At 68.7% G+C, this 25,482-nt stretch carries 12 protein-coding genes; 10 read left to right on the plus strand and 2 right to left on the minus strand.

Features of this window, described 5'->3' with window-relative positions:
• Positions 1 to 61: 61 nt before the first annotated feature.
• Entirely contained in the window at positions 62 to 1,801 is a 1,740-nt protein-coding gene (gene ctaD, locus AB0I35_RS10750) for a cytochrome c oxidase subunit I (protein WP_357395587.1), read from the minus strand.
• Between the two features lie 380 nt (positions 1,802 to 2,181).
• On the opposite strand from ctaD, the gene AB0I35_RS10755 reads away from it, so the two are divergent.
• The 10 genes from AB0I35_RS10755 to AB0I35_RS10800 all read left to right on the plus strand — a co-directional run bounded on the left by AB0I35_RS10755 (position 2,182) and on the right by AB0I35_RS10800 (position 24,199).
• A complete protein-coding gene (locus AB0I35_RS10755; protein WP_357395588.1) occupies positions 2,182 to 2,592 on the plus strand; it encodes an AMP-binding protein in 411 nt (136 codons plus the stop codon).
• 102 nt (positions 2,593 to 2,694) lie between these two features.
• Positions 2,695 to 16,032, plus strand: a complete 13,338-nt coding sequence (locus AB0I35_RS10760; protein ID WP_357395590.1) for an amino acid adenylation domain-containing protein — start codon at positions 2,695 to 2,697, stop codon at positions 16,030 to 16,032.
• Positions 16,029 to 17,045, plus strand: coding sequence for an ATP-binding cassette domain-containing protein (locus AB0I35_RS10765; protein ID WP_357395591.1), 1,017 nt, complete (start codon positions 16,029 to 16,031; stop codon positions 17,043 to 17,045). The genes AB0I35_RS10760 and AB0I35_RS10765 overlap by 4 nt, the downstream gene beginning before the upstream one ends.
• A complete protein-coding gene (locus AB0I35_RS10770; RefSeq protein WP_357395593.1) occupies positions 17,042 to 17,860 on the plus strand; it encodes an ABC transporter permease in 819 nt (272 codons plus the stop codon). The genes AB0I35_RS10765 and AB0I35_RS10770 overlap by 4 nt, the downstream gene beginning before the upstream one ends.
• A complete protein-coding gene (locus AB0I35_RS10775; protein WP_067493136.1) occupies positions 17,860 to 18,648 on the plus strand; it encodes an ABC transporter permease in 789 nt (262 codons plus the stop codon). Before AB0I35_RS10770 ends, AB0I35_RS10775 begins: the two co-directional genes overlap by 1 nt.
• Before the next feature lie 145 nt (positions 18,649 to 18,793).
• The gene (locus AB0I35_RS10780) at positions 18,794 to 19,597 is read left to right on the plus strand and encodes a VOC family protein (RefSeq protein ID WP_357395594.1); all 804 of its coding nucleotides are present in this window, start codon (positions 18,794 to 18,796) and stop codon (positions 19,595 to 19,597) included.
• 95 nt (positions 19,598 to 19,692) lie between these two features.
• The gene (locus AB0I35_RS10785) at positions 19,693 to 21,453 is read left to right on the plus strand and encodes a PQQ-binding-like beta-propeller repeat protein (RefSeq protein ID WP_357395595.1); all 1,761 of its coding nucleotides are present in this window, start codon (positions 19,693 to 19,695) and stop codon (positions 21,451 to 21,453) included.
• A gap of 108 nt (positions 21,454 to 21,561) precedes the next feature.
• Complete coding sequence (locus AB0I35_RS10790) at positions 21,562 to 22,653, plus strand: ABC transporter substrate-binding protein (RefSeq protein ID WP_357395596.1); 1,092 nt, start codon at positions 21,562 to 21,564, stop codon at positions 22,651 to 22,653.
• A gap of 67 nt (positions 22,654 to 22,720) precedes the next feature.
• Positions 22,721 to 23,578 (plus strand): dioxygenase, encoded by an 858-nt coding sequence (locus AB0I35_RS10795; protein ID WP_357395597.1) that lies wholly within the window; start codon positions 22,721 to 22,723, stop codon positions 23,576 to 23,578.
• Positions 23,579 to 23,803: 225 nt separating this feature from the next.
• Positions 23,804 to 24,199 (plus strand): hypothetical protein, encoded by a 396-nt coding sequence (locus tag AB0I35_RS10800; protein ID WP_357395598.1) that lies wholly within the window; start codon positions 23,804 to 23,806, stop codon positions 24,197 to 24,199.
• Here AB0I35_RS10800 and nrdF read toward each other — a convergent pair whose 3' ends face one another.
• Entirely contained in the window at positions 24,200 to 25,162 is a 963-nt protein-coding gene (gene nrdF / locus AB0I35_RS10805) for a class 1b ribonucleoside-diphosphate reductase subunit beta (RefSeq protein WP_067493116.1), read from the minus strand. It lies immediately after the preceding gene.
• Between the last annotated feature and the right edge of the window lie 320 nt (positions 25,163 to 25,482).

Below are 25,482 nucleotides of genomic sequence, written 5' to 3' on the forward strand. Positions count from 1 at the left end.
AAGAGTGTGCACCCGCTGGTCACCCAGCAGGTGCACACCCTGGTCGTTCGGTGGTTCCTTGCTACTTCGTCAGCACGGGTTCGTCGGCGTGGGCGTTGTGCTTGCTCGAGCCCCAACCCACGTGCGCCTCGCGCTTCATGCGCTCGATCATGTGCGGGTAGTGCAGCTCGAACGCCGGACGCTCCGAGCGGATGCGCGGCAGCTCGTAGAAGTTGTGGCGCGGCGGCGGGCAGGTGGTCGCCCACTCGAGCGAGTTGCCGTAACCCCACGGGTCGTCCACGGTGACGACCTCACCGTAGCGGTAGCTCTTGAAGACGTTCCACACGAACGGCAGCATCGAGGCGCCGAGGATGAACGCGCCGATGGTGGAGATGGTGTTCAGCGTGGTGAAACCGTCGCTGGGCAGGTAGTCGGCGTAGCGACGCGGCATGCCCTCGGCGCCCAGCCAGTGCTGCACCAGGAAGGTGGTGTGGAAGCCGATGAAGGTGGCCCAGAAGTGCCACTTGGCCAGACGCTCGTCCATCATGCGGCCGGTCATCTTCGGGAACCAGAAGTAGATACCGGCGAAGGTGGCGAACACGATGGTGCCGAAGAGCACGTAGTGGAAGTGCGCGACGACGAAGTACGAGTCGGTGACGTGGAAGTCCAGCGGCGGGCTCGCGAGGATGACACCCGACAGACCACCGAAGAGGAAGGTCACCAGGAAGCCGATCGACCACAGCATCGGTGATTCGAACGTCAGCTGACCGCGCCACATGGTGCCGATCCAGTTGAAGAACTTCACACCGGTCGGGACGGCGATGAGGAAGGTCATGAACGAGAAGTACGGCAGCAGCACGGCGCCGGTGGCGTACATGTGGTGCGCCCACACGGCGATGGACAGCGCGGCGATGCCGAGGGTCGCGTAGACCAGCGTGGTGTAACCGAAGATCGGCTTACGGCTGAAGACCGGGAAGATCTCGGAGACGATGCCGAAGAACGGCAGCGCGATGATGTACACCTCGGGGTGGCCGAAGAACCAGAACAGGTGCTGGTAGAGCAGGATGCCGCCGGTGGCCGGGTCGTAGATGTGGCCGCCCAGGTGGCGGTCGTAGGCCAGGCCGAACAGGGCCGCAGTGAGCAGCGGGAACGCCAGCAGCACGAGTACCGAGGTGACCGCGATGTTCCAGGTGAAGATCGGCATGCGGAACATGGTCATACCGGGTGCGCGCAGGCAGACCACGGTGGTGAGCATGTTGACGCCACCGAGGATGGTGCCGAGGCCCGACACGGCCAGACCCAGGATCCACAGGTCGGTGCCGACGCCGGGCGAGTGCAGGATGTCGGTGAGCGGCACGTACGCCGTCCAGCCGAAGTCCGCGGCGCCACCGGGGGTCACGAAGCCCGCGGTCGCCATGGTCGCGCCGAACAGGTACAGCCAGTAGCTGAACGCGTTCAGACGCGGGAAGGCGACGTCGGGTGCGCCGATCTGCAGCGGCAGGATGATGTTGGCGAAGCCGAACACGATCGCGGTCGCGTAGAAGAGCAGCATGATCGTGCCGTGCATGGTGAACAGCTGGTTGAACTGCTCCGGCGACAGGAACTGCAGACCCGGACGGGCGAGCTCGCCACGCATGAGCAGCGCCATGAGGCCGCCGATCATGAAGTAGCTGATCGCCGTCACCAGGTACATGGTGCCGAGCACCTTGGGGTCGGTGGTGGTGACCGCCTTGTAGAGGAACGAGCCCTTCGGCCCGGTCCGAGCCGGATACGGTCGAGTCGCTTCCAACTGAGGGACTGGCCTGGGCTCTACCGCAGTCACTGATCCTCCTGAAGATGCCTGTACGTCACTCGCAGAGCCGACCGCGCCTCGTACAAGGGCAGCAGACATGCGTTGAAGTGATCGTAAACCGTGCGGCCGCAGCATTCCGCGCGGGTCCTACTCTGTGTCGTATTCGGCGCGCCGTAGACGCCGCTCGCCATCTTCCTCCGCAGGTCGCGTCGGTGCAACGGTTGGCGGGGACAACCTTTCGGGTTCCGGCGCGTCTGCTCCGCGATCGATCCGGTTCACCCACCTTGGGGTGGTATTCGGTCCCCCTCGGAGTGCGTGCCCCACCGCTGGGGTCGCTGTCGGCGAGGCCGCTGGGCGACGAGATTGGAGGTGTACCGAAACACCGCCGACAAGTCCTCGAGGGGAACACGATGAGCACCCTGGTCACCGCACCCGCCGACAATGTCATCCAGCTGCCGCGCCGCTCGAGCGCACCGCTCGCCGACGGCCGACTCGCCGACGCCGACCTGGACCGCTGGGCGAACCGCCTGGCCCGGCTCCTGCTCGGCCGTGGCGCCGGCGCGGGCGACCGGATCGCCCTCGCGGTCGATCCCCGGATCGAGGCCCTCGTCGCCGAGGCCGCGGTGCGCAAGATCGGCGCCGTCCCGGTGCGTGCCGAGGAGCAGTCGGACACCGGTTTCGGGATCACCACCAGGTCTGCTCGCGGCGAACTCTCCGACGCCGTCGACTGGCTGGTGCTCGACGATCGGTCGACCCTGCGGCGCTATCTGGTGAGCTCGGATGCCCCGCTGTCCGGCATCGATCTGCGCGCGGTCTCCTGAACCCATTCCGGTCTGGTCCCCACAGGTTCAGAATGGAACCCAGAGCGCAGTACCAAGCGGTCGGGGACACCGGGCTCCAGATATGAAAACGCAGGTCAGCTCATGATCCAGCCTTCTTCGCGAGCGTCCGACACCGCGCCCGAAGATCCTTTCCCCCTGTCCGCCGCCCAGCGCGGCATCTGGTTCGCCCAGCACATCGCGGGCGACACCCCGATCTCCATCGCCCAGTACGTCGAGCTCAGCGGCGCGATCGACCACGCGCTGCTGACCACGGCGGTTCAGCGAACCGGCCGCGAGTTCGGTACCGGCTACGTGCGCCTGGTCGACATCGACGGGCAACCACACCAGCTCGTCGACCCGACACTCGAGGCCGGCATCGCCGAGCTGGATCTGCGCGGCGAGCCCGACCCGGAAGCGGCCGCGCACGCCTGGATGCGCGCCGAGTACTCCGCACCGCTGGACATGACGCGTGACCGCCTGGTCCGCCTGGCGATGTTGCGGATCGCCGAGGATCGCTGGTTCTGGTATTCGCGGATGCATCACATCGTGCTCGACGGGATGGGCGCGCTGGCGCTGGTCCAGCGCACCGGCGAGCTGTACAACGCCGCCTTGGAGGGCCGTGAGCCCCCGCCTGCCAAGGCCGAGCCGTTGCAGCGGATCGTCGAGGCCGACCTGGCCTACCGGAGCTCGGACCGGTTCGCGGCCGACCGTGAGTACTGGCGCACACACCTGGCCGACCTGCCGGACCCGGTCACCCTCGCCGGTCGTGCGGCCGAGGTAGACGGTCATCCGACCCGGGTAGCGGGGGCGCTACCCGCCGAGACGAGCGCGCTGCTGGATTCGGTCGCCGCCGAGATCAATTCGGGCGTCGCACCGACCGTGGTGGCCGCCTTCGGTGCCTATCTCGCCGCGATGACCGGTGCGCCCGAAGTCGTGCTCAGCCTGCCGGTGTCCGCGCGGACCTCCGCGACGCTGCGACGCTCGGGCGGCATGCTGGCCAATGTCGTCCCGCTGCGGGTCACCCTCGACCCCACGACCACGGTGGGTGCGGCGATCCTCGCCGTGCAGAGCGAGCTCACTGGGGCGCTGCGACGGCAGCGGTACCGCCAGGAGGACATCGTCCGAGATCTCGGCTGGTCGATGGACGAGGCGGCGTCGTTCGGTCCGGCGGTGAACCTGATGATGGTGGACACCAAGATCGCGCTCGGTCCGGTCGTCGGTCGCCTGCATGTGCTCACCTCCGGCCTGATCGACGATCTGTTCGTCAACCTGTATCCGGGCATGGGCGGCGAGAGCACCCACATCGATCTCCAGGGCAACGGCAACCTCTACAGTCCGGCGGAGCTGGCCGCGCACCACGACCGTTTCCTTCGGTTCCTGCACCGTTTCCTCGCCGCGGGCCCCGAGGCACCGCTGTCGTCGGTCCACGTGCTCGCCGATGCCGAGCTGGCCGTTTCGGTGCCCGCGCGCGGGGCGGCCGGGCTCGAGCCGCGCACACTGCCCGAGATCCTCGCCGCGGGCGCCGCGATCGACCCCGACGCGGTGGCCCTGCGCTGGGGCGTGGACGACACGATGACCTACCGCGAGGTCGACGACTACACGAATCGGTTGGCCCGCGTGCTCATCGCGGCCGGTGCCGGACCGGAACACGGTGTGGCGCTGTCGATTCCGCGATCCGCCGAATCGGTGCTCGCCACGATCGCGGTCGCCAAGTCCGGCGCACCCTTCGTCCCGATCGACCCGACCTACCCGGACGACCGGATCGAGCACATGATCGACGACAGCGCGGTGGTGACCGGCGTGACGATGATCCAGGCGCGAAAGTCGTTGCCCGACAAGGTCGACTGGCTGTGCCTCGACGACGAAGCCACCGCCGGCCGCGTCGCCGCCCAGCAGGCCACCCCCGTCACCGACGCCGACCGGACCGCCTCGATCCACCCCGACCAGGTCGCCTACGTCATCTATACCTCGGGCTCGACCGGATTGCCCAAGGGCGTGCTCGTCTCGCATCGCGGGCTGGCGAATCTCGCCGCCGGATCGGGTGCGGGTTTCGGTGTCGATGCGGGTTCGGTTGTCGCGCACGCTGTTTCCCCGAGTTTCGACATCTCGGTAGAGGAGATCCTGGTGACGCTGGCGGCCGGGGCCACCCTCGCTGTGGTGCCGCCGTCGGCCTACGCGGGCGAGGACATGGCGCAGGTCTTGCGTGTGCATGGCGTCACCCATCTGAACGTGACCCCGGCGGTCGTGGGCTCCCTCGATCCGGCGACCCTGCCCGACCTGGGCACCATCGTGGTCGGCGGCGACGCCTGCCCGCCCGAGCTCGTGTCGAAGTGGGCCGGGCGCAGGCTGCTCAACGGTTATGGGCCGACCGAGACGACGGTCACCGCCACGCTGAGCGAACCGTTGACTCCGGGCGGCCCGGTCACCATCGGTGGCCTCGCCCGTGGGGTGAACGGGCTGGTGCTCGACCCGTGGTTGCGGCCGGTCGCACCGGGCACCGTGGGCGAGCTGTACCTGTCGGGCCCCGGGGTGGCGCGTGGTTACCACCGGCGCCGCGGTCTGACCGCGAGCCGCTTCGTCGCCGACCCCTACGCGCCCGGAGCGCGCATGTACCGCACGGGCGACCTGGTGCGCTGGACCGCCGACGACGGCCGGTTCACACTGGAGTACCAAGGCCGCAGCGACTTCCAGGTGAAGGTGCGCGGGTACCGGATCGAGCTCGGTGAGATCGACGCGGCGCTGCAACGGCTGCCCGCCGTCGACTTCGCCATCACCCTCGGTGTCGAGACACCGTCCGGCGCGACCGCTCTGGCCTCCTACATCACCGCCGAACCGGGTGCCGATGTCCACCCCGAGGCGGTGAAAGCCGCTGTCGGCGAGACACTTCCGGCGTACATGGTGCCCGCCTCGGTGATCGTGCTCGACCGGGTACCACTCACCCCGCTCGGCAAGGTGGACCGCAAAGCCTTGCCCGCCCCGGATTTCGGCGCGCGCACGGTCGCGAGCAGAGCACCGTCCACACCGCGTGAGGAGATCCTGGCCGCTCTGTTCGCCGAGGTGCTCGGGGTGGACACGGTCGGGGTGGACGACAGCTTCTTCGCCCTCGGCGGCGACAGCATCGTGTCCATCCAGCTGGTCTCGCGGGCGAAGGCGGCGGGGATCGCGTTCAGCGCCCGCGACGTGTTCGAACGCAAGACCGTGGCCGCGCTGGCCGCGATCGCGGGCGACACCGAGGCCACCGTGGTGCACGAGCTACCCGGCGGCGGCGTCGGCGCGGTGGAGCTCACGCCCATCGTGCACGCCATGCTCGAGCACGGCGAGCCGTGGGGTCGCTACGGTCAGGCCGTCCTGATCGGTCTGCCCGACGGCACCCGCCGCGAGATGCTCGTCGCGGCGCTCGGGGTGCTGCTCGATCATCACGATCTGCTGCGCAGCTCGCTGCGCGGTGCTGGGGAATGGGTTGTCGCCGAACCTGGTTCGGTCGATGCGGACAGTCTCGTCGCGGTGGTGCGGTCGGATTCCGACGACGATGTCGACCGCGCGTTGCAAGACGCGGCGGACCTGCTCGATCCCGCCGCCGGCGTCGTGGTGCGATGCGTGCTGATCGAACGCGCGGAAGCCGCTCCGCTGTGCTGGCTCGTGCTGCACCACTTGGTCACCGACGGTGTGTCCTGGCGAATCCTGCTGCCCGACTTGGCGATCGCCGCATCCGGTGGCACGCCCGCTCCGGTAGGGACCTCGTTCCGGCGGTGGGCACACGGCCAGGCGGAACAGGCGGCGTTGCGAGCCGGTGAGGTGCCCGTCTGGCAGCGGATCGCGGCCACCCCCGACCCGGCGTTCGGCCGCGACACCTTCGATCCGACGCGCGACGTGGTCGCGACCATGGCGCAGCTGCGGTCGACCGTCCCTGTCGAGGTCGCGCACGCGGTGCTCACCACCGTTCCCGAGCGATTCCATTGCGGCGCGGACGATGTGCTGCTCGCCGCGCTCACCATGGCGGTGTGCCGCTGGCGCGCGCGCACGGGCACCCTGCTGACCCTGGAAGGTCACGGCCGCAGCGAATCACTGCTGCCCGGTGCCGATATCGGCCGCACCGTCGGCTGGTTCACCACCGTCTACCCCGTCGCGATCGACCTGGCGGGCATCGACCTGGACGACGCGTTCACGGGCGGCGGCTCAGCGGGCTCGGTCGTCAAGGCGACCAAGGAGCAGTTGCGCGCCGTCCCCGACCGTGGCGTCGGCTACGGACTGCTGCGGTATCTGAACCGTGCGACCGCACCGGCCCTGGCGAACGCGCCGATGCCCCAGCTCAGCTTCAACTATCTGGGCCGGGCGGTGACCGGCGAGGCCCCCTGGCTGCCGCGCCGCTTCGCCGCCACCAACGACGATCGCACGCCACTGGCCGCCGTGGTGGATGTCAACGCCGTGCTCACCGACGCGGGGCTGGAGGTCACCTGGGCGTACGCGGGCAGGCTGCTCGACGAGGCCGAGGTGCGGGAGCTGAGCGAGCTGTGGTCACAGGCCCTCGACGCGCTGGTCCACCATGCGCGCACCGACGGGGCAGGCGGGCGCACACCGTCTGACTTCGCTCTCGTCGCGGTCGATCAGGCCCAGATCGACAGCTGGGAGACGACCTATCCGAATCTCGCCGACGTGTGGCCGCTCTCGCCGCTGCAGTACGGGCTGCTGTTCCACGCGCTCTACGACTCCGACACCGCCGACGGCTACACCGTGCAGTCCCTGCTCACCCTGGCGGGCACCGTCGACAGCGCCCGTCTGCGCCGCGCGGCCCAGGCCCTGGTCGACCGGCACGAGAACCTGCGGGTGGCGTTCGTCGAAACCGCCGACGGTCCACGTCAACTCGTCCTCGCCCACGCCGAGATCGACTGGAACGACATCGATCTCACCGACATCCCCGAGGAACAGCGGGCGCGCGAACTCGACCGGGTGGTGGAACTGGACGCGCTCACCCGCTTCGACCTCACCCGTCCCCCGCTGCTGCGGTTCACCCTGATCACGACGGCGCCCGACACCTACCGGCTCGTGATGACCAACCACCACCTGGTGCTCGACGGCTGGTCGACGCCGCTGCTGGTTCGGGAACTGCTCGCCCTCTACGTCACGGCGGGCGACACCGCACCGCTGCCGCCCCCTCGGTCCTACCGCGAATTCCTGTCCTGGCTCGCGGAGCGCGACGCCAAGGAATCACTCGACGCGTGGACGCGGTCGCTGGCCGGGATCGACACCCCGACTCGCGCGGTCCCCACCTTGGCCGGGATCGAGTCGACCGAGACCGCGATGATCTCGCGCGACCTGCCACGGACCACCGTCGCCACCCTCGAATCCGCCGCCCGCGCCGCCGGTGCCACCGTGAACACCCTGGTCCAGGTGAGCTGGGCGCTGGTGCTCGCCATGCTCACCGGCCGCACGGATGTGGTGTTCGGCAGCACGGTGTCCGGTCGGCCGCCGGAGCTGCCCGGCGTCGAGGAGATGGTCGGGCTGTTCATCAACACGCTTCCGGTGCGGGTGTCGCTCGACCCCGGTGAGCGGGTCACCGATCTGCTGGCGCGGGTGCAGGCCGAGCAGGCGCGCCTGATGGACCATCAGCACGTCGGGTTGGCGGAAATCCATCGCGCTGTCGGCCTGGCCGAATTGTTCGACACACTCACGGTTTTCGAGTCCTATCCGATCGACCGGGCGGCATTGTCGCAGGCCCTCGACATCGCCGGGATGCGTGTACTCGATGTGGAGGGCACCGATGCCACGCCGTACCCGCTGAACCTCATGGTGATTCCGCTGCGCGGCGAGCACGACTCGGGCGACACCTTGCGCATCACCGTCAAGTTCATGGCCGATCAGCTCGAACACACTGCGGCACAGTCTCTTCTGGACCGGTTCATTCGGCTCCTCGGTGCGCTCGCCGAGAATCCGGATATCCCGGTGGCCCGCCTGCAACATTGCGACGACGACGAAAGAGCTTCGCTGGCCCCGGTATACGGTGCCCCGGCGCTGCCGATGCGTACCCTGCCCGACGTGCTGACAGCGGGCGCCCGCATCGACCCCGCCGCGATCGCGGTCAGTTCCGGCGACCTGCGGATGACCTACGGCGAACTCGACGCCTGGTCGAACCGGTTCGCGCGGGTCCTGCTCGGCCGGGGCATCGGGCCCGAGGTGTTCGTCGTGCTCGCCCTGACCCGATCCCTGGAATCGGTGGTCGCGGTGTGGGCGCTGGCCAAGACGGGCGCGGCGTTCGTCCCGCTGGACCCCAGCTACCCGGTGGAGCGGATCGAGCACATGCTCGCCGATTCCAAGGCGCCCATCGGTGTCACCGTCACCGAGACCGGCGAGACCCTGCCGGGGTCCATCGATTGGCTGCTGCTCGACGACCTGAACACCCTGCGCCGGGCCATGCTGGTGTCGGACGCGCCGATCACGGACGCCGAACGCGGCGGCCCCCTCGACATCGACCACACCGCCTACCTGATCTACACCTCCGGATCGACCGGCAAGCCCAAGGCGGTCCTGCTCAGCCATCGTGGCCTCGCCAATCTCGTTGCCGCCCAGCGCGAAACGCTCGCTCTCGACCCGTCGGCGAGCGCGTTGCAGGTGGCCTCCCCCAGCTTCGACGCGTCGGTCTTCGAGATGCTCACCGCGCACGCGGCGGGTGGACGGCTCGTGGTGTCCCCGCCGGAGGTGTACGGCGGCAGCGAGCTGGAGACGTTGCTGCGCACCGAACGCGTCACCCACGCGGTGATCACGCCGTCGGCTCTGGCCACGATGGAACCCAACGATCTCACCGACCTGCGGGTACTCGCGGTGGCGGGCGAAGCGGCCACCCCCGAACTCATCGAGAAGTGGGCCGCGGGCAGGCGCATGGTGAACCTGTACGGGCCGACCGAGTTCAGTATCTGGGCGACCGGTCCCGCCGAACTCCTGGCCGGTGCACCGGTCACCATCGGTGGGCCGATTCGCGGTGCGGCGGTGGTGGTGCTCGACAGCTGGTTGCGGCCGGTCCCGGTCGGTATCGCCGGTGAGCTGTACCTGTCGGGCCCCGCGCTGGCCCGCGGATATTTCAACCGGTTCGAGATGACCGCGGGTCGCTTCGTCGCCGATCCGTTCGGCGCACCCGGCGAGCGCATGTACCGGACCGGCGACATGGTGCGCTGGGTGACCGACGCGGACGACCAACTCACCCTGGAGTACCTGGGCCGCAGCGACTTCCAGGTGAAGATTCGTGGTCTGCGCATCGAGCTCGGCGAGATCGACGCGGTGCTCTCGCGCGACGAGGAGGTCGACTACGCGGTCACCATCGGCCGCGAGGGACCGGCGGGTGCGACCGTGCTCGTGTCCTATGTACTGCCCGTCCCACACGTCGAACTCGACACCGAGCGGTTGCGGGCGTGTGTCGCGGCGGAACTGCCCGGCTACATGGTGCCCGCCTACGTCGTCGTACTCGACGACATCCCGCTCACCCCGGTCGGGAAGCTGGACCGCAAAGCCCTTCCGGTACCGGACTTCTCGGCTGCCAGGCAGGCGTATCTGGCGCCACGTACGCCTGTCGAACAGGCCGTCGCCGAGGTGTTCGCCGAGGTGCTCGGCAGCGAGCGGGTCAGCGTCGACCAGTCGTTCTTCGAGCTCGGCGGCAATTCGCTGAGCGCGACCAAGGTGGTGGCGCGGGTCAATGCGGCGCTCGGTTCGACCATCGCCCTGCGCGACCTGTTCGACGCACCGACGGTGGCGCAGCTGTCGGCGCGGGTGATTCCCGCCGCCGAGGGCGGTGCCGGGCGGCCCGCCCTCGCGCCCCGGGTTCGCCCGGACCGCATCCCGCTGTCCCCGGCCCAGCAGCGCATGTGGGTGCTCAACCAGCTCGATCCGGCCTCGTCGGCCTACAACATCGCGATCGCGCTTCGCCTCACCGGGATCCTCGATATCGAGGCCATGCGCGCGGCCCTCATCGACGTGATCGACCGTCAGGAAAGCCTGCGCACCCGCTACCCCGCCGACGCCGAGGGCCCGCGGCAGGTCGTCGTCGGCATCGATACCGCCACACCGGTGATGCCACTCATCGACACCGAAGACGGTGCCGCACTGCGTGATCGGATCAACGAGCTGGTGGGCGCCGGGTTCGACCTCACCCGCGAGGGACCCCTGCGCGTCGGACTGTTCGCGGTTCGTCCCGCCGCCGTGAACCGAGATCGGGACACCGAACCAGTCGACAGGGCGCTGTCGGACTCGTCTCCGGCCATGCCACAGCGCCCTTCTGCGCACACGCAGCGCGCTGGAGCTGACCGTCCGCCCACGTCTGCCCGGCCCCCTGGCAACGAAACCGCTGATGATGTGACCGAGCATGTCCTGGTTCTCGTGGTGCACCACATCAGCGCCGACGGTGCGTCGATGGCGCCCTTGGCCGCCGATCTGGTCGCCGCGTATTCGGCGCGGGTGGCGGGTGCGGCACCGTCGCGACCGCCGCTCGCGGTGCAGTACGCGGACTTCGCGCTCTGGCATCGTGAACTACTCGGCTCCACCGCGGAACCGGAATCGCTCGCCGCCCAGCAGATCGAGTACTGGCGCGACACACTCGCCGGTGCGCCGGATGCCCTCGAACTCCCCTCGGACCGGCCACGACCCGCCGTGCAGACGATGCGCAGCGACGACGTGGACTTCGGCATCGACGAGCAGACACACCGGGCGCTGATCGATGTCGCCGCCGCCCACAATGTGAGCGTCTTCATGGTGGTGCACGCCGCGCTGGCGGTCCTGCTGGCTCGGCTCGGCGGCACCGACGACGTCGTCATCGGCACCCCGATCGCCGGCCGGGGCGACGCGGCCCTCGACGACCTGGTCGGGATGTTCGTGAACACCCTCGCCCTGCGCACCCCGGTCGACCCCGGCACCGATTTCCGGCAGCTGCTCGCCGCCGTCCGCGCCACCGACCTCGACGCGTTCGCCCATGCCGACGTGCCGTTCGAACAACTCGTGCAGGTCCTCGACCCCACCCGATCCACCGCGCATCACCCGCTGTTCCAGGTGTCGCTGTCCCTGCAGAACTTCGTGGAGCCGGTCCTCGAGCTGCCCGGCCTGCGTTTCGAGGTCGAGGATTTCGACCGACGCTCGTCGGCCTTCGACCTCACCCTCGATCTGCGCGAACGCTTCACCGACGCCGGTGCGGCGGGCATCGACGGCGTCCTCACCTACGCAACGGACCTGTTCGACCCCGCCACCGTCACCTCGTTCGCCGCCCGCTGGAAGCAGGTCCTCACCACCGTCCTCACCGCACCCGACACCCGCCTGTCCGACATCGACATCCTCGCCGAATCCGAACGCGCCGAGCTGGTTCCGGTGCGCGGGCCCGGCGCGGCCGCAACAACCACCCTTGCCGGACTGTTGACCACCACGGCGAGCACCTACCCCGATCGCCCCGCGTTGGTCACCACCACCGGCATCGGTCCCGGCACGACGACCTATCGGGCTCTCGATGCCCGCTCGAACCAGCTGGCACGGCTACTCATCGAGGCAGGTGCGCGCACGGAATCGGTTGTCGCCCTTGGTCTTCCGCGCTGCACGAAACTGTATCTCGGCCTCTGGGCCGCGGCGAAGGCGGGCGCGGCGTTCCTGCCGGTCGATCCGAAACATCCGGTGGATCGCATCGAACACATGCTCACCGATTCCGGTGCGCGGATAGGGATCACGACCGCCGAGTACCGGCCGGCACTGTCGGACTCCATCCGCTGGCTGGTCCTCGACGACCCCGAATTCGCCGCGCGCCTGGACGACGCCGACGACAGCGCGCTCGAAGACCTCCCGGCGCCGATCAGGGTCGAGAACCCGGCCTGGATGATCTACACCTCCGGGTCGACCGGCACCCCGAAGGGCGTCACCGTCACCCACCGCGGCCTGGCCGATCTGGTCGCCTCCCAGCGCGCCGATCTGCGTTTGGACGAGCACGCCCGCGTCTTACAGGTCGCCTCGCCGAGTTTCGACGCCTCGATCTTCGAGGCACTGATGGCCTTCGGCCGCGGCGCCGCCTCCGTCATCGCCCCGCCGGACGTGTTCGGTGGCGCACCCCTGGCCGAACTCATCGCGGCCGAGGGTGTGACCCACATGGTGATCACTCCCTCGGCACTGTCCACCATCGATCCCGCCGAGGTGTCGAGTGTGCGGGTCCTCGCGGTGGCAGGCGAAGCGGTGGGTCCCGACCTGGTCGCGCGGTGGTGCGGTGGCATCGGCGGGCGGACGATGGTCAACCTGTACGGCCCGACCGAATACACCATCTGGGCAACGGGTTCCGGCCCGCTGTCGGCGACGGAGCCGGTCATCATCGGCACCCCGGTGCGTGGTGCGGCGGCGCTCGTCCTCGACGACCGGCTGAGCCCGGTACCGGTCGGTGTCGCGGGTGAGCTCTACCTCGCTGGCACCGCACTGGCCCGTGGCTACCACGCCCGGCCGGGGCTGACGGCGGCCAGGTTCGTGGCCGACCCGTTCGGCGCGCCCGGTGACCTGCTCTATCGCACCGGCGATCTGGTGCGCTGGACCCGTGGCCCGTCCGGGCCGGCCCTGGAGTACCTGGGCCGCACCGACTTCCAGGTGAAGGTACGTGGTCAGCGCATCGAACTCGGCGAGATCGATGCGGTTCTCAGCGGCATCGACGGGGTGGAAGTGGCTGTGACACTGGGTGTTCCCGGTCCCACCGGGGCCACCGCGCTCGCCGCCTACCTGGTGCGCGTGCCCGGCACCGAGCTGGACGTCGACCGCGTCCGCGCCGTGGCGGCCGACACCCTGCCCGCCTACATGGTGCCCGCCGCCTTCGTCGTCCTGGACGAGATCCCGGTCAACGCGGTCGGCAAACTGGACCGAAAGGCGTTGCCCGCACCGGTTTTCGTTTCCGAGGAAGCACCGTACCGGGCGCCGGAGACACCGACCGAGAAGGTGCTGGCCGAGGTGTACGCCGAGTTGCTCGGCCGCGATCAGGTGGGTGTCGACGACTCCTTCTTCGCGCTCGGCGGCGACAGCATCCTCGCGATCCAGCTGGTGACCCAGGCCAAGCTGCGCGGTGTGCACTGCACGCCCCTGCAGGTGTTCGAACACCGCACCGTTGCCGCGCTCGGCGCCGCGATCGACGCCGCCGGCACCGTCGAAGCGCTCGCCGAACTGCCCGGCGGCGGCATCGGCGACCTCCCGCTGACCCCGATCGTGCGGTACATGGTCGAACGCGGCGGGAACTTCGACCGGTTCGCCCAGACGGCGGTCCTCGAACTGCCCGTCGGCATCGACCGGGCCGCGCTCGTCGCCACGCTGACGGCCGTCATCGACCGGCACGACATGCTCCGATCGAGGCTGTGGGCGAGCGCGGACGGCTGGCGGCTGCGGGTCGCCGAGCCGGGGTCGGTGAACGTCGACGCCCTGGTGCACCGCACCGCGTTCGACTCCGCCGCCGACCCCGTCGACCTGCGGGAGTTCGCGCAGACCGAACTCGACACCGCGATGAACCGGCTGCGTCCCGCCGATGGTGTCGTACTGCAATTCGTGTGGCTCGACCCCGTCGGCGACGCCGGTGCGCACACCCGGCCCGGTCGACTGATCGTGGTGGCCCACCATCTCGCCATCGACAGCGTGTCGTGGCGAATCCTGGTGCAGGACTTGATCGCCGCCTGGGCGCAGGTCGACGCGGGCACCACGCCGGTGCTGCCCGAGATCGGCACCTCCATGCGGCGCTGGTCGCACGCCCTCACCGAACAGGCGAACTCCGAACAGCGCGAATCAGAACTCGGCTACTGGCGACAGGTCGTGCACGGTCCCGACCCGCTGCTCGGCACACGGCATCTCGATCCGGCGATCGATCAGGCACGCACCGTGCGCCGTTTCGGCATCGAGGTCGACGAGGACACCACAGCGGCGCTGCTCACCACCCTGCCCCGGCTGTTCCAGGGGACGGTCACCGACGCACTGCTGACCACCCTCGCCCTGGCCCTGGTGCGGTGGCGCCTGCGTCGCGGTGTCACCGAGCGTTCGGCGCTGCTGCGGCTGGAAGGCCACGGCAGGCAGGAGGAGATCGTGCCGGGCGCCGACCTGTCACGAACCATCGGCTGGTTCACCACCCTGTACCCGGTCCGGCTCGATCTCGCCGGCGTCGATGTCGACGAGGCGTTCGCGGGCGGTCCCGCGATGGGTACGGCCATCCGCGCGGTGAAGCACGACCTGCTGTCGGTACCGGACAAAGGCATCGGCTTCGGGATGTTGCGATACCTGAATCCCACGACCACGCAACAACTGCCGACCCGGCTACCCGGCCAGATCTGCCTGAACTACCTGGGCAGGCACACCTCCGTCGATACCCCGGCGGGCCTCGAAGGACTCGGCTGGCTGCCCACCGAAGCGCTGGGCGAACTGGACGCCCCCGAGCACCAGGACGTGCCGATCATGTCGGCCGTCGACATCAACGCGATGGTCACGGGCGAACGACTGCACGCCGAATTCGGCTACGCCGCACAGATACTGGCCGAGCAGGACGTCACCGAGCTCGCCGACCTGTGGGCCGACGCACTACGTGCGGCCGCGCACTTCGCCGAAACACCCGCCGCCCGAACCGCTTCGACCGACGAAGCAGCCGCGATGACAGCCCGCACCGCACCCACCAAGGCAGGACCGGCGGGCCTCGGCCTCGACGTCCTGCTGCCGATCCGACCCGGCGGCGAGCGCCCCGCCCTGTTCTGCGTCCACTCCTCCTCCGGAATGTCGTGGAGCTACCTGGGATTGGCCGAGCGGCTACGCCCGGGCCGACCGATCTACGGGCTGCAAGCGCCCGATCTCAGCGGCCGGGAACCATCGGTTCGGTCCATCGAGGAATTCGCCAACCGCTACGTGCGCGAGATCCGCGCCGTCCAGCCGACCGGCCCGTATCACCTGCTCGGCTGGTCCTTCGGCGGCCTGATCGCCCACGCCATGGCGGTCGAATTGGCCGCGGCGGGTGAGCGGGTCGGGGTGGTCGCGCTGCTGGACACCGATACCGCCGACATCGACGGTGACACCATCGAACGCCTCTCGCCCGGAGCGTTCATCAACACCTTCGGGGCGATCTTCGGCATCGACGACGTCCCCGCCACCTCGACGGCCGAGGAGGCAGCCGACCTCATCACCGCCCGGCTCGGCGGGGTCGAACTCATCGATGCCGCGACCATCGAGCGGATGGCGGGCTCCTACAACGCCTCCGCGGGGACGAGGACCGGCTACCGGCGCCCCGTCTACCAAGGCGATGTCCTGTACTTCAGCGCCACCGTCGACCCCGCCGAATGGATGGGACCCGACGGCTGGCGGCCCTACGTGACCGGCGACATCGTCAACCACGACGTCGACGTGTCCCACGACGACCTGACCAACCCCTACGCACTGTCGGTCATCGCGCCGGTGCTCGACGACCACATGGAAGCAGGAGACCGGATATGAGTGTCGAACACACTGCCGTACAGAGCCCTCCGCGCACCGGCACCGGTGGCGTCGTCGTCGAGGGGATCGAGAAATCCTTCGGGGAGGTGCGCGCCCTGCGCGGCATCGACTTCGAGGCCGCGCCCGGGCAGGTGCTCGGCATCCTCGGCCCCAACGGCGCGGGCAAGACGACCATGGTGAACATCCTGTCCACCCTCGTCATGCCCGACCGTGGCCGGGCGACGGTCGCCGGCCACGATGTCGTGGCCGACCCGGCCGCGGTGCGCAAACGGATCATGCTCACCGGTCAGTACGCCGCGCTCGACGACATGCTCAGCGGCTACGAGAACCTGGTGATGTTCGGCAGGCTGATGGGTCTGCGCAAACCGGCCGCCCGCGCCCGGGCCACCGAGCTCATCGGCGAATTCGACCTCGACCAGGCCGCCGATCGACGCGTCGGCACCTACTCCGGCGGCATGCGGCGCCGCATCGACATCGCCTGCGGCCTGGTGGTGCGGCCCGACGTGGTGTTCCTCGACGAGCCGACCACCGGTCTCGACCCCCGCAGTAGGCAGGGCGTCTGGGATCTGGTGCGCAGCTTCAAGAGCGCGGGCATCACCACCCTGCTCACCACCCAGTACCTGGAGGAGGCCGACGCCCTCAGCGACCGGATCATCGTGATCGACCACGGCGTGGTGATCGCCTCGGGCACCGCCGACGAGCTCAAGCACCGCACCGGCGGCAGCTACTGCGAGATCGTGCCGCTGGATCTGGAGGAGCTGCCCGCGATCGTCACGGCGCTCGGCACGTTGCTCCCCGCCGAGCATCTGGCGGCCCTCACCCCGGACTCGGACCGCATCACCATCCCCGCCCCCGACGGCGCGAAAACGCTCGCCGAGGCCCTGCGGCGGCTCGACAACGCCGGGCTCGAACTCGTCGACATCGCCCTGCGACGGCCCTCGCTCGACGATGTGTTCCTCCAGCTCACCGGTCACCTCGCCTCGACCGAATCCACCCCGCAGGTGATCTCATGACCGCCACCACCTGGCAGACGCACTGGCGCGCCGCCCCGAACACGCTGCAGCAGTGGTGGGTACTGACCACCCGGCTGATCGTGCCGTCGGTCAAATCCGGTGAGGTGCTCGCCTCGCTGCTGGCGCCCGCGGCCTTCACCGCGAGCTTCTACATTCCGTTGAAGACGGTGATGTCGTTCTCCGGCAACGGTTTCAGCAGTTACGCCCAGTACATGATGCCGCTGGTCATCTTGCAGGCGGCGGCGTTCACGGCCATCTCGGCCGCGTTCCGATCGGCCACCGATTCCGTCGCGGGGATCGACCGGCGATTCGCCTCGATGCCGCTGCGACCCCTGGTCCCGGTGGCGGCACGCATGTCGGGCAACCTGTTCCGGCTGCTGCTGTCGCTGGCGGCGGCGATCGCGGCAGGCTATGTGATCGGGTTCCGGTTCCGGCTCGACGCCGCGCACACCCTCGGGTTCCTGGCGTTCTCCCTGCTGATCGGCATCGCGTTCACCCTGGGCGCCGACGTGATCGGCACGCTGTCCAAGAGCCCGGAGACCACCTCGCAGGCGCTGATGCTGCCGCCGTTGATCTTCGGCATGCTCTCGACGGGTCTGGCACCGGCGGACCAATTCCCCACCTGGGTCCAGTGGTTCGTGCGCAATCAACCCGTCTCGCAGTTCGCGACCGGACTGCGCGCGCTCGCCGGTGACACCAAGGCCGACACCGGTGCGGTCAGCTGGTCGCTGATGGGCCCGTCGCTGCTGTGGCTGGCCGCGATCCTGCTGATCTGCACCCCGGCGGCGATCCGGCTGAGTTCGAGGAGGGCGTGATGACATCACAGTCGGAGACCTCACCGGTGGCGCTGGTGCGGCAGACGACGATCCAGACCCAGCGCCTGCTGCTGCGCTGGGCGCGCAATCCGATCACCGTGCTCGAGGCGTTGTTCATCCCGTGCCTGCTGCTCGTGATGCTCGACATCGTGGTCGGCGGCCAGATCGAGCGGTTCACCGGGGAGAACGCGCTGTCCAGCTCGGTCCCGATGGTCGCGATCGTCGGCGCCCTGTCCGGCGCCGTGGCGAGCGGGGTGCTGCTCGGCCGCGAACGCGACGCCGGGCTGCTCGCCCGATTCTGGGTGCTGCCCGTGCACCGGGCCTCCGGACTGGCCTCCCGCATCCTCGCCGAGGGATGCCGCATCCTGCTCGGCACCGTCACCGTGGTGATCGTCGGGCTCCTGCTCGGCTTCCGGTTCCAGCAGGGACCGCTGGCGGCGCTCGTCTTCCTGCTGGTCCCCGTGGTTTTCGGACTGGCCTTCGCCACCATCGTCACCGCCGTGGCCGTCTACACGGCGAAGTCCTCGCTGGTGGAGGGGATCACCATCCTCACCTCGCTGATGATGTTCTTCAGCACCGGGTTCGTTCCGCTGGTCGCCTTTCCCACCTGGATCCAGCCGCTCGTCCGCAATCAGCCGATGTCGGTCGCCGTCGATGCCATGCGCGGCCTCGCCGACCACGGACCCGTCGCCCGCCCCCTGCTGCTCACCCTCGCCTGGTCGGCCGGTGCGATCCTGCTGTTCGCCGTGCCCGCCGCCATCGGCTTCCGACGGGCCAGCCGCCGCTGAACAGGGCCCGACCGGATACCCGGACGGTCCTCCGCAGGATGCGACGGGTGACGGCGATGACTTTTTCCGCTCCGGCGCGTCTTGATTGCAGACGGTGTGCTCGCCTGCGACCGTCTGCGTAGATCCCTTCAGCCGAGGAGCCAGCATGCAGTTCACCCCGCAACCCGGCGATCCCACCTGGATCGACCTCTACACCTCCGACCTCGACCGTGCCATCGCCTTCTACGGCGAGCTGTTCGGCTGGACCGCCGAACGCGGCGGGCTGGAGTTCGGTGGGTACACCACGTTCAGCAAGAACGGCGTCCCCGTCGCCGGTGCCATGAGCCGGGTCGAGGACGAGGGCGATCCGTACCCCGATCGCTGGACCGTCTATCTGCACTCCGACGATGCGGCCGCCACCGAGCAGAAGGCCGCCGAGGCGGGTGGCACCGTGTTCGTGAAGGCGATGGAGATCCCCGGCGTCGGCACGATGGCCGTACTGGCCGATGTGGGCGGCGTGGGTGTCGGCGTGTGGCAGCCGGGACCGTTCCCCGGTTTCGGCGAGATCGGCCGGGTCGCCGACGGAGTCTGGCAGGACGCCGCCGGACTGCCGTCCTGGTTCGAACTCATGACACGCGCCTACTCGCCCTCGCTCGACTTCTACCGCGCGGTGTTCGGCTGGAACGACACCTTCACCGTCGCCGACACCGAGAAGTTCCGCTACACCACGCTGCATGCCGAGTCCCCGATGCTGGGTGGGGTGATGGACGGACAAGGCCATCTGCCCGAAGGAGTACCCGGCGCGTGGGCGGTGTACTTCGGCAGCGACGACACCGACAAGTCGGCCGAGCTCGCCGTCTCCCTCGGCGCGAAGCTGGTCTTCGAGCCGATGACCACGCCCTACGGCCGGGTCGTCGGTCTCACCGATCCCACCGGCGCCCACTTCAGCATCGGCGGCACCGCCCGCTGACCGAGGCGGCGACGTTTTCCACGTCGCCACCCCCGGCGCTAGTCTCGACGCGATGCCCGAGCGGGCGGTAACGACGAGTTCTTGTGTGGGGGAAGATGTCCGGGGATCAGACGACCGAACGCGCGCGCGTACTGCGGTCGATACCGATACTCGCCGGTCTGATCGGTGCCGTACTTCTCGCCGGGGGTGTGGTGCTGGCGCTCTACAGCCAGTTCGTCGCGGCACCGATTCCGGTGCCGTTCAACGGCGACTTCAGCGAGACCACCGACTTCCCGTTCCGTCTGGTCGTGGGAGCCCTGGTCGTCGCGGGCGCTGCGGCGCTGACCGGTGCCGTGGTGCTCGTTCTAGGGCGGCGCGGTGACGAGCGTGCCACGAGTGTCGGTGCGGGCGGTGTACTGGCGATACTGTTCGTCCTCGGTGGGGGCCTGTGGTTCGCGGTCGCGGCAGACATCCCGTCGACTTATCAGCGGCTGACCTCGGACTTCGTCGTGACACCCCGGGCATCGTCCGCGATCGCAGCGCTCGCCCTCGCCATCTCGGGCGCATTGCTGATCTTCGTTTTCGTGGTGAAGCCGACCGGCCCGGTGCCGCGCTGGTGGGCGCTGACGGCGGCGCTCGTCATCGGCGTGATCCCGGTGCTCGGCGCCGCGGGCTTCGCGGTCCGCTTCGGGGACGACAGCGTCTCCAGCGATCACGTCACCGCCGAAGCGGCACCGGAGATTGCCGCACCTGCGGTGCTCGGGCCCGAGAAGTTCCGGCTCCAGATCCCGGCCGACCCCGATCTGGGCCACCGAATTCTCGTCGCCCGAAGCGGTGTCGTCGTCGCGACGCCTGCGGGCCTCACGCAGTACGACGGTGCGACGGGAACCGAACGGTGGCGCTACCTGCGCCGCGACATCAGCACCGACAGCGTGTGGAACCGGCTCGAAGACACGACCTACCTGCGCGCCGAGGACGTGGTGCTGACCAAGTGGCGAAATATCGGCTGGATGGCATTCGACGCGGCCACCGGCGAACTGCTATGGACCGGAGGAGATTTCGCCAGTGACCCTCGCTCCACAACCGGCGGGCACCTGCTGGCCACCGTCTCGTCCACGACCGGACAGGTGACCCGCTACGACGCCAGGACCGGGCGTGAAATGTGGCGTACCGCAGGTGAACCAGCCGAGTGCACCGCAGGAGCACCGCAGATAGCGACCACCATGACAGCGATCTACCGGGTGGCGCGTTGCGGGGACGGAGAGGCCGCGACGGTGGTCGTCACGGCGTTCGACCCGGTGTCCGGAGAGGTTCGCGATACGCGCAGCTTTCCCACGCCCGGAGCGGTGCGAGCCATGAATGCCGGCGTCCGCGTGTTCGACAGCGGCTTCGTCTGGGTGCAGTGCCATCAGGAGGGAGCGGTAGACACCGCGATCTTCCTGCCACCGAATCAGCCACTGTCGTCGGTCATCGTGGATTCGGGGCACAAGTACAGCGACGTTGAAGAGGCGGACAGCACGGCTGCCCTGGTCAGCTCCGACAACTCGGATCCTCGCGCAGGATTGGGCGACCGCTGGGAGGTGTTGTCCGCAGTCGGCGAAGGCAGCTGGACCGAGCTCGAAATGACCACCCCCGCGATTGGAGCGATGTATGTCGAGGACCGCGCCGAACTGCTCACCGACCGGGTAGTCGTGCTCACCTTGGATGACGAATTCAAGCTACGGAGCTGGGACAGATCGACCGGCCGCGAGGGTCCAGCGGTGCCCGTCGCCATCGGTCCCGACGGGAACCCGCGCGTGGCTACCACCTCGGGATCCCTGATAGTGATCGCGAGTGACCGCAACGGTCGCGGTTCCGAGATCATCGGCTTCGGCTGACATCCGATCCGCGATCGGGCCGCGCTGTGTTCGTCCGGTGCGGGATCGGACGCCGGTGACCTCGGCCCCCGACATTCGCGTCGACCCCAACCCAGTACCCTCGTGCGCATGCCGGTGAGCGCCCGAGAACGCACCCGATTCCGTCGCACCGCCACGCAGGGTCGTCGTGACCGCTCGCGGGGCGCGCTCGTTGTCGCCGCGTTGCTGTGCGTCGCCGTGGTGAGCGCGGGTTGCGCCGACAAGCACGACGACGCGAGCACGATCATCCGCACCACGACCAATATCGCCGGTGCCGGGGTGGTCGGTGCCGACCGCGATACGGCGACCGCGTGCCCGACGCCGAGCGCACCCGACGCGGGGTCGGGTACCCGCTCGGTCACCCATTCGGCCGGGGTCACGGAGGTGCCTGCCGACCCGCGGCGCATCGTCGTGCTCACCAGTTCCGCTCTCGACGCGGCGTGTGCGCTCGGCCTGTGGGAGCGGGTCGCGGGCGCGGTGACGCTCGACGGTGAGCGTCCGCAGCCGATGTACCTCGGGTACGGCGTGCTGAAGGTGCCGAGTGTCGGCCCGATCGGCGCGCCCGACCCGGCGCGCATCGCCGAGCTGAAGCCCGACCTCATCCTCGGCGACGTCCCCCCTGCCGCAGGCGGTTACGAGGCGCTGCGCGCGATCGCCCCGACCGTGTTGGTCGGCAGCGGCGGCAGCTGGCAGTCCGATTTCGTCGCCTATGCCGCGGGTATGGGCCGCACCGCCGCCGCCACGAGTGCGCTGCAGTCCTATCTCACCGAAGCCGAGGACGTCGGCACCGCGCTGCACGCGAACCAGTCCCAGGCCTCGGTGCTGCGTTTCACCGCCGACACGATCCAGGTGCAGGGTTCGGAAACCTTTGCCGCCCAGGTCCTTTCGGATGCCGGTGTGCAGCGCCCGCAGGCCCAGCGCGGCACCTCGTTCGACATCACCCCCGACGACTTCTCGAACAAGGCCGAGGGCGACATCATCTACGTGATGTTCGACGGCCCCGACGGTGAGGCGCACGGCAAGAAGGTGCTGCGCTCGAAGGAATTCGAGAATCTGGGCGCCGCGACGGATCGCCGTGTGTTCGCGGTGGACGACAAGATCTGGCACACCACCGGCCTCACCGCCGCGCGCGCCGTGCTCACGGATCTGCGCAACAGCCTCAACGGCTACGTCACCGACTGATCGGCGCACAGCAAACGTCCAGCGAGTTTCCAGGCGGGGCGCAGTCCACACGCTTACCGTCGTCGGCATGGACGAACACGATCTGGGACTCGGTCACGACCTGCGGGTGATGTCGCGGCGGCGAATTCTCGGCGTTCTCACAGCCGCGGGTGTGGCCGCCGTCGCGGCGGGCTGCGCGGCGGGCGAGGAAACCGGCGCGACCACCACCGAGGCGTCGACGACCACCACGGGCACTCCCGCCGCAGCCCCACAGGAAACCGCGGGACCCTATCCCGGCGACGGCTCCAACGGACCGAATGTGCTGATCGAATCCGGCGTCGTCCGATCCGATCTGACAACCAGCTTCGGCGCGTATTCCGGTGTCGCCCAGGGTATCCCGATGTCACTGACCTTGACATTGCACGACCTTGTGCAGGGCGGGGCCGGTGCGGGGATGGCGGTGTATGTGTGGCATTGCGATCGCGAGGGCCGCTACTCGCTCTACAGCGAGGGCGTCACCGACCAGAACTATCTACGCGGCGTACAGGTGGCCGACGATGCGGGTGTCGTCCGATTCACCTCGATCTTCCCCGCCTGCTACGCGGGCCGCTGGCCGCATATCCACTTCGAGGTCTACGACTCGCTCGCCACCGCTGTCGCGGGCGAGAACGCCCGACTCACCTCCCAGATCGCCCTTCCGCAGGATTCCTGCGAGACGGTGTTCGCCGCCGATGCCGGTTACGCGGCGAGCACGAAGAACATGTCGGCGGTGAGTCTGTCCTCGGACAACGTCTTCGGTGACGGCTGGGACGCCGAATTGGCCACCGTCACCGGAACTCCCGCCACCACGATGGCCGTGTCGCTCACCATCGGCGTAGGCGAGAAGTCCAGCACCAGTGACGCACCAAGCGGTCCCCCGCCGGGTGGTGGTCGGCCGCCTCGCTGACGACCGGATGCCGTTTCGCCGGCGAACTCTAGAGCCGGAATGCAGGAAATAGCAGCCGAACGAATACTCGAGTAGCCGCCCGGAATCACCGCAGCCGCGAGGGTCTGCGCTACTCCACAAGCGCGGCCACACACCGTGGCCTGCTCGACCGAAGTCGCTGGTAGCAGGGCTGTTGGTAGCATGGCTCACGCTGATCCATGACCCGCGAGTGTCAAGGAGAGACCTATGTCGAAGCGTGAGGTTCCGCCCGAATCCGACAATGCCGCCGATGTCGATATGCCGTGGGCGCCGCGGGATCATGAATGGACCGGGCACCGCGCCGAGCATGATGCCCTGGAGTGGGCCAAGGGTGATCCGAAGAAGCTCGCCGGCGTTTATCTGTATCGCGATCCCGACGGCGACCCGGCGCTCGAGAAGGACTACAAGTTTCCGGTCGCCGACATCATCGACGGAAAACCGACCCGGGTGTTCCGGGCGGTGGCGAACGCGGCGGCGCGGCTGGATCAGGCCGATATCTCCGGCGCCGACCGCGACAAGGTGAAGCAGCGCATCAGCGAGCTCTACCGGGACGCGGCCGACGCCTTCGACGATCCGGAACTGCGGGCACCGTGGGATCGGTGACTAGAACTCCCAGTCCTCGTCCTCGGTGTTGACGGCCTTGCCGATCACGTAGCTGGAACCCGAACCGGAGAAGAAGTCGTGGTTCTCGTCGGCGTTGGGCGACAGCGCCGACAGGATCGCCGGGTTCACCTCGCACTCGTCCTTCGGGAACAGGCCCTCGTAGCCGAGGTTCATCAGCGCCTTGTTGGCGTTGTAGCGCAGGAACTTCTTGACGTCCTCGGTGAGGCCGACCTCGTCGTAGAGGTCCTGGGTGTAGTCGACCTCGTTGTCGTAGAGCTCGAAGAGCAGCTCGAAGGTGTAGTTCTTGAGCTCGTCACGCTCGGCCTGCGAGACCAGCTCGAGGCCCTTCTGGTACTTGTAGCCGATGTAGTACCCGTGCACCGCCTCGTCGCGGATGATCAGGCGGATCATGTCGGCGGTGTTGGTGAGCTTGGCCCGCGAGGACCAGTGCATCGGCAGGTAGAAGCCGGAGTAGAACAGGAAGCTCTCCAGCAGCGTGGAGGCGACCTTGCGCTTGAGCGGGTCGTCACCGTTGTAGTACGACAGGACGATCTCGGCCTTGCGCTGCAGGTTGCGGTTCTCCTCCGACCAGCGGAACGCCTCGTCGATCTCCTTGGTGGAGCACAGGGTGGAGAAGATGGAGCTGTAGCTCTTGGCGTGCACCGACTCCATGAAGGCGATGTTGGTGTACACCGCCTCTTCGTGCGGGGTGAGGGCGTCGGGGATCAGCGAGACCGCGCCGACGGTGCCCTGGATGGTGTCGAGCAGCGTCAGGCCGGTGAAGACCCGCATGGTGAGCTGCTTCTCCTCGGTGGTCAGCGTGTTCCAGGAGGGGATGTCGTTGGACACCGGCACCTTCTCCGGCAGCCAGAAGTTGCCGGTGAGCCGGTCCCAGACCTCGGCATCCTTCTCATCGGGTACCCGATTCCAGTTGATGGCCGACACCCGATCGATGAGCTTCATTCCGCCTCCACACCTTTCCGCCAGACCTGTGACCGTGCCCGCTGTCGAACGCGAAGCCCTTCACCACGAACACTACTCGTAGTAGGTCTGAACCTCACGGAACACAACAGCTTGTGTTGCGACGCGACGTCGTCGGCCGCAGAGGCCGATCGTTCGCGCCGCACGCGCGGCCACCATTGTGCGCCACGCGAGGCTCGCGACCATCATCGGATCGCCAGTGATTCACCACATGCACCCTGCGGCTGGTTCCGGCGGTGAGCAGCACCACTGCGGGCCCGGTGCACAACCGCCCCCGCGATCCGGCACACTGACCTCCGTAG

It is taken from the genome of Nocardia sp. NPDC050378, assembly GCF_040655675.1.
GTDB classification, from domain to species: domain Bacteria; phylum Actinomycetota; class Actinomycetes; order Mycobacteriales; family Mycobacteriaceae; genus Nocardia; species Nocardia coubleae.

Excerpts from the sequence above, each read along its gene's own strand:
- AB0I35_RS10790 (WP_357395596.1), top strand. The coding sequence starts at position 21,562 with ATGCCGGTGAGCGCCCGAGAACGCACCCGATTCCGTCGCACCGCCACG.
- AB0I35_RS10795 (WP_357395597.1), top strand. The coding sequence starts at position 22,721 with ATGGACGAACACGATCTGGGACTCGGTCACGACCTGCGGGTGATGTCG.
- AB0I35_RS10760 (WP_357395590.1), top strand. The coding sequence starts at position 2,695 with ATGATCCAGCCTTCTTCGCGAGCGTCCGACACCGCGCCCGAAGATCCT.
- nrdF (WP_067493116.1), bottom strand. The coding sequence starts at position 25,162 with ATGAAGCTCATCGATCGGGTGTCGGCCATCAACTGGAATCGGGTACCC.
- AB0I35_RS10775 (WP_067493136.1), top strand. The coding sequence starts at position 17,860 with ATGACATCACAGTCGGAGACCTCACCGGTGGCGCTGGTGCGGCAGACG.
- AB0I35_RS10800 (WP_357395598.1), top strand. The coding sequence starts at position 23,804 with ATGTCGAAGCGTGAGGTTCCGCCCGAATCCGACAATGCCGCCGATGTC.
- AB0I35_RS10780 (WP_357395594.1), top strand. The coding sequence starts at position 18,794 with ATGCAGTTCACCCCGCAACCCGGCGATCCCACCTGGATCGACCTCTAC.
- AB0I35_RS10785 (WP_357395595.1), top strand. The coding sequence starts at position 19,693 with ATGTCCGGGGATCAGACGACCGAACGCGCGCGCGTACTGCGGTCGATA.
- AB0I35_RS10770 (WP_357395593.1), top strand. The coding sequence starts at position 17,042 with ATGACCGCCACCACCTGGCAGACGCACTGGCGCGCCGCCCCGAACACG.
- AB0I35_RS10755 (WP_357395588.1), top strand. The coding sequence starts at position 2,182 with ATGAGCACCCTGGTCACCGCACCCGCCGACAATGTCATCCAGCTGCCG.
- AB0I35_RS10765 (WP_357395591.1), top strand. The coding sequence starts at position 16,029 with ATGAGTGTCGAACACACTGCCGTACAGAGCCCTCCGCGCACCGGCACC.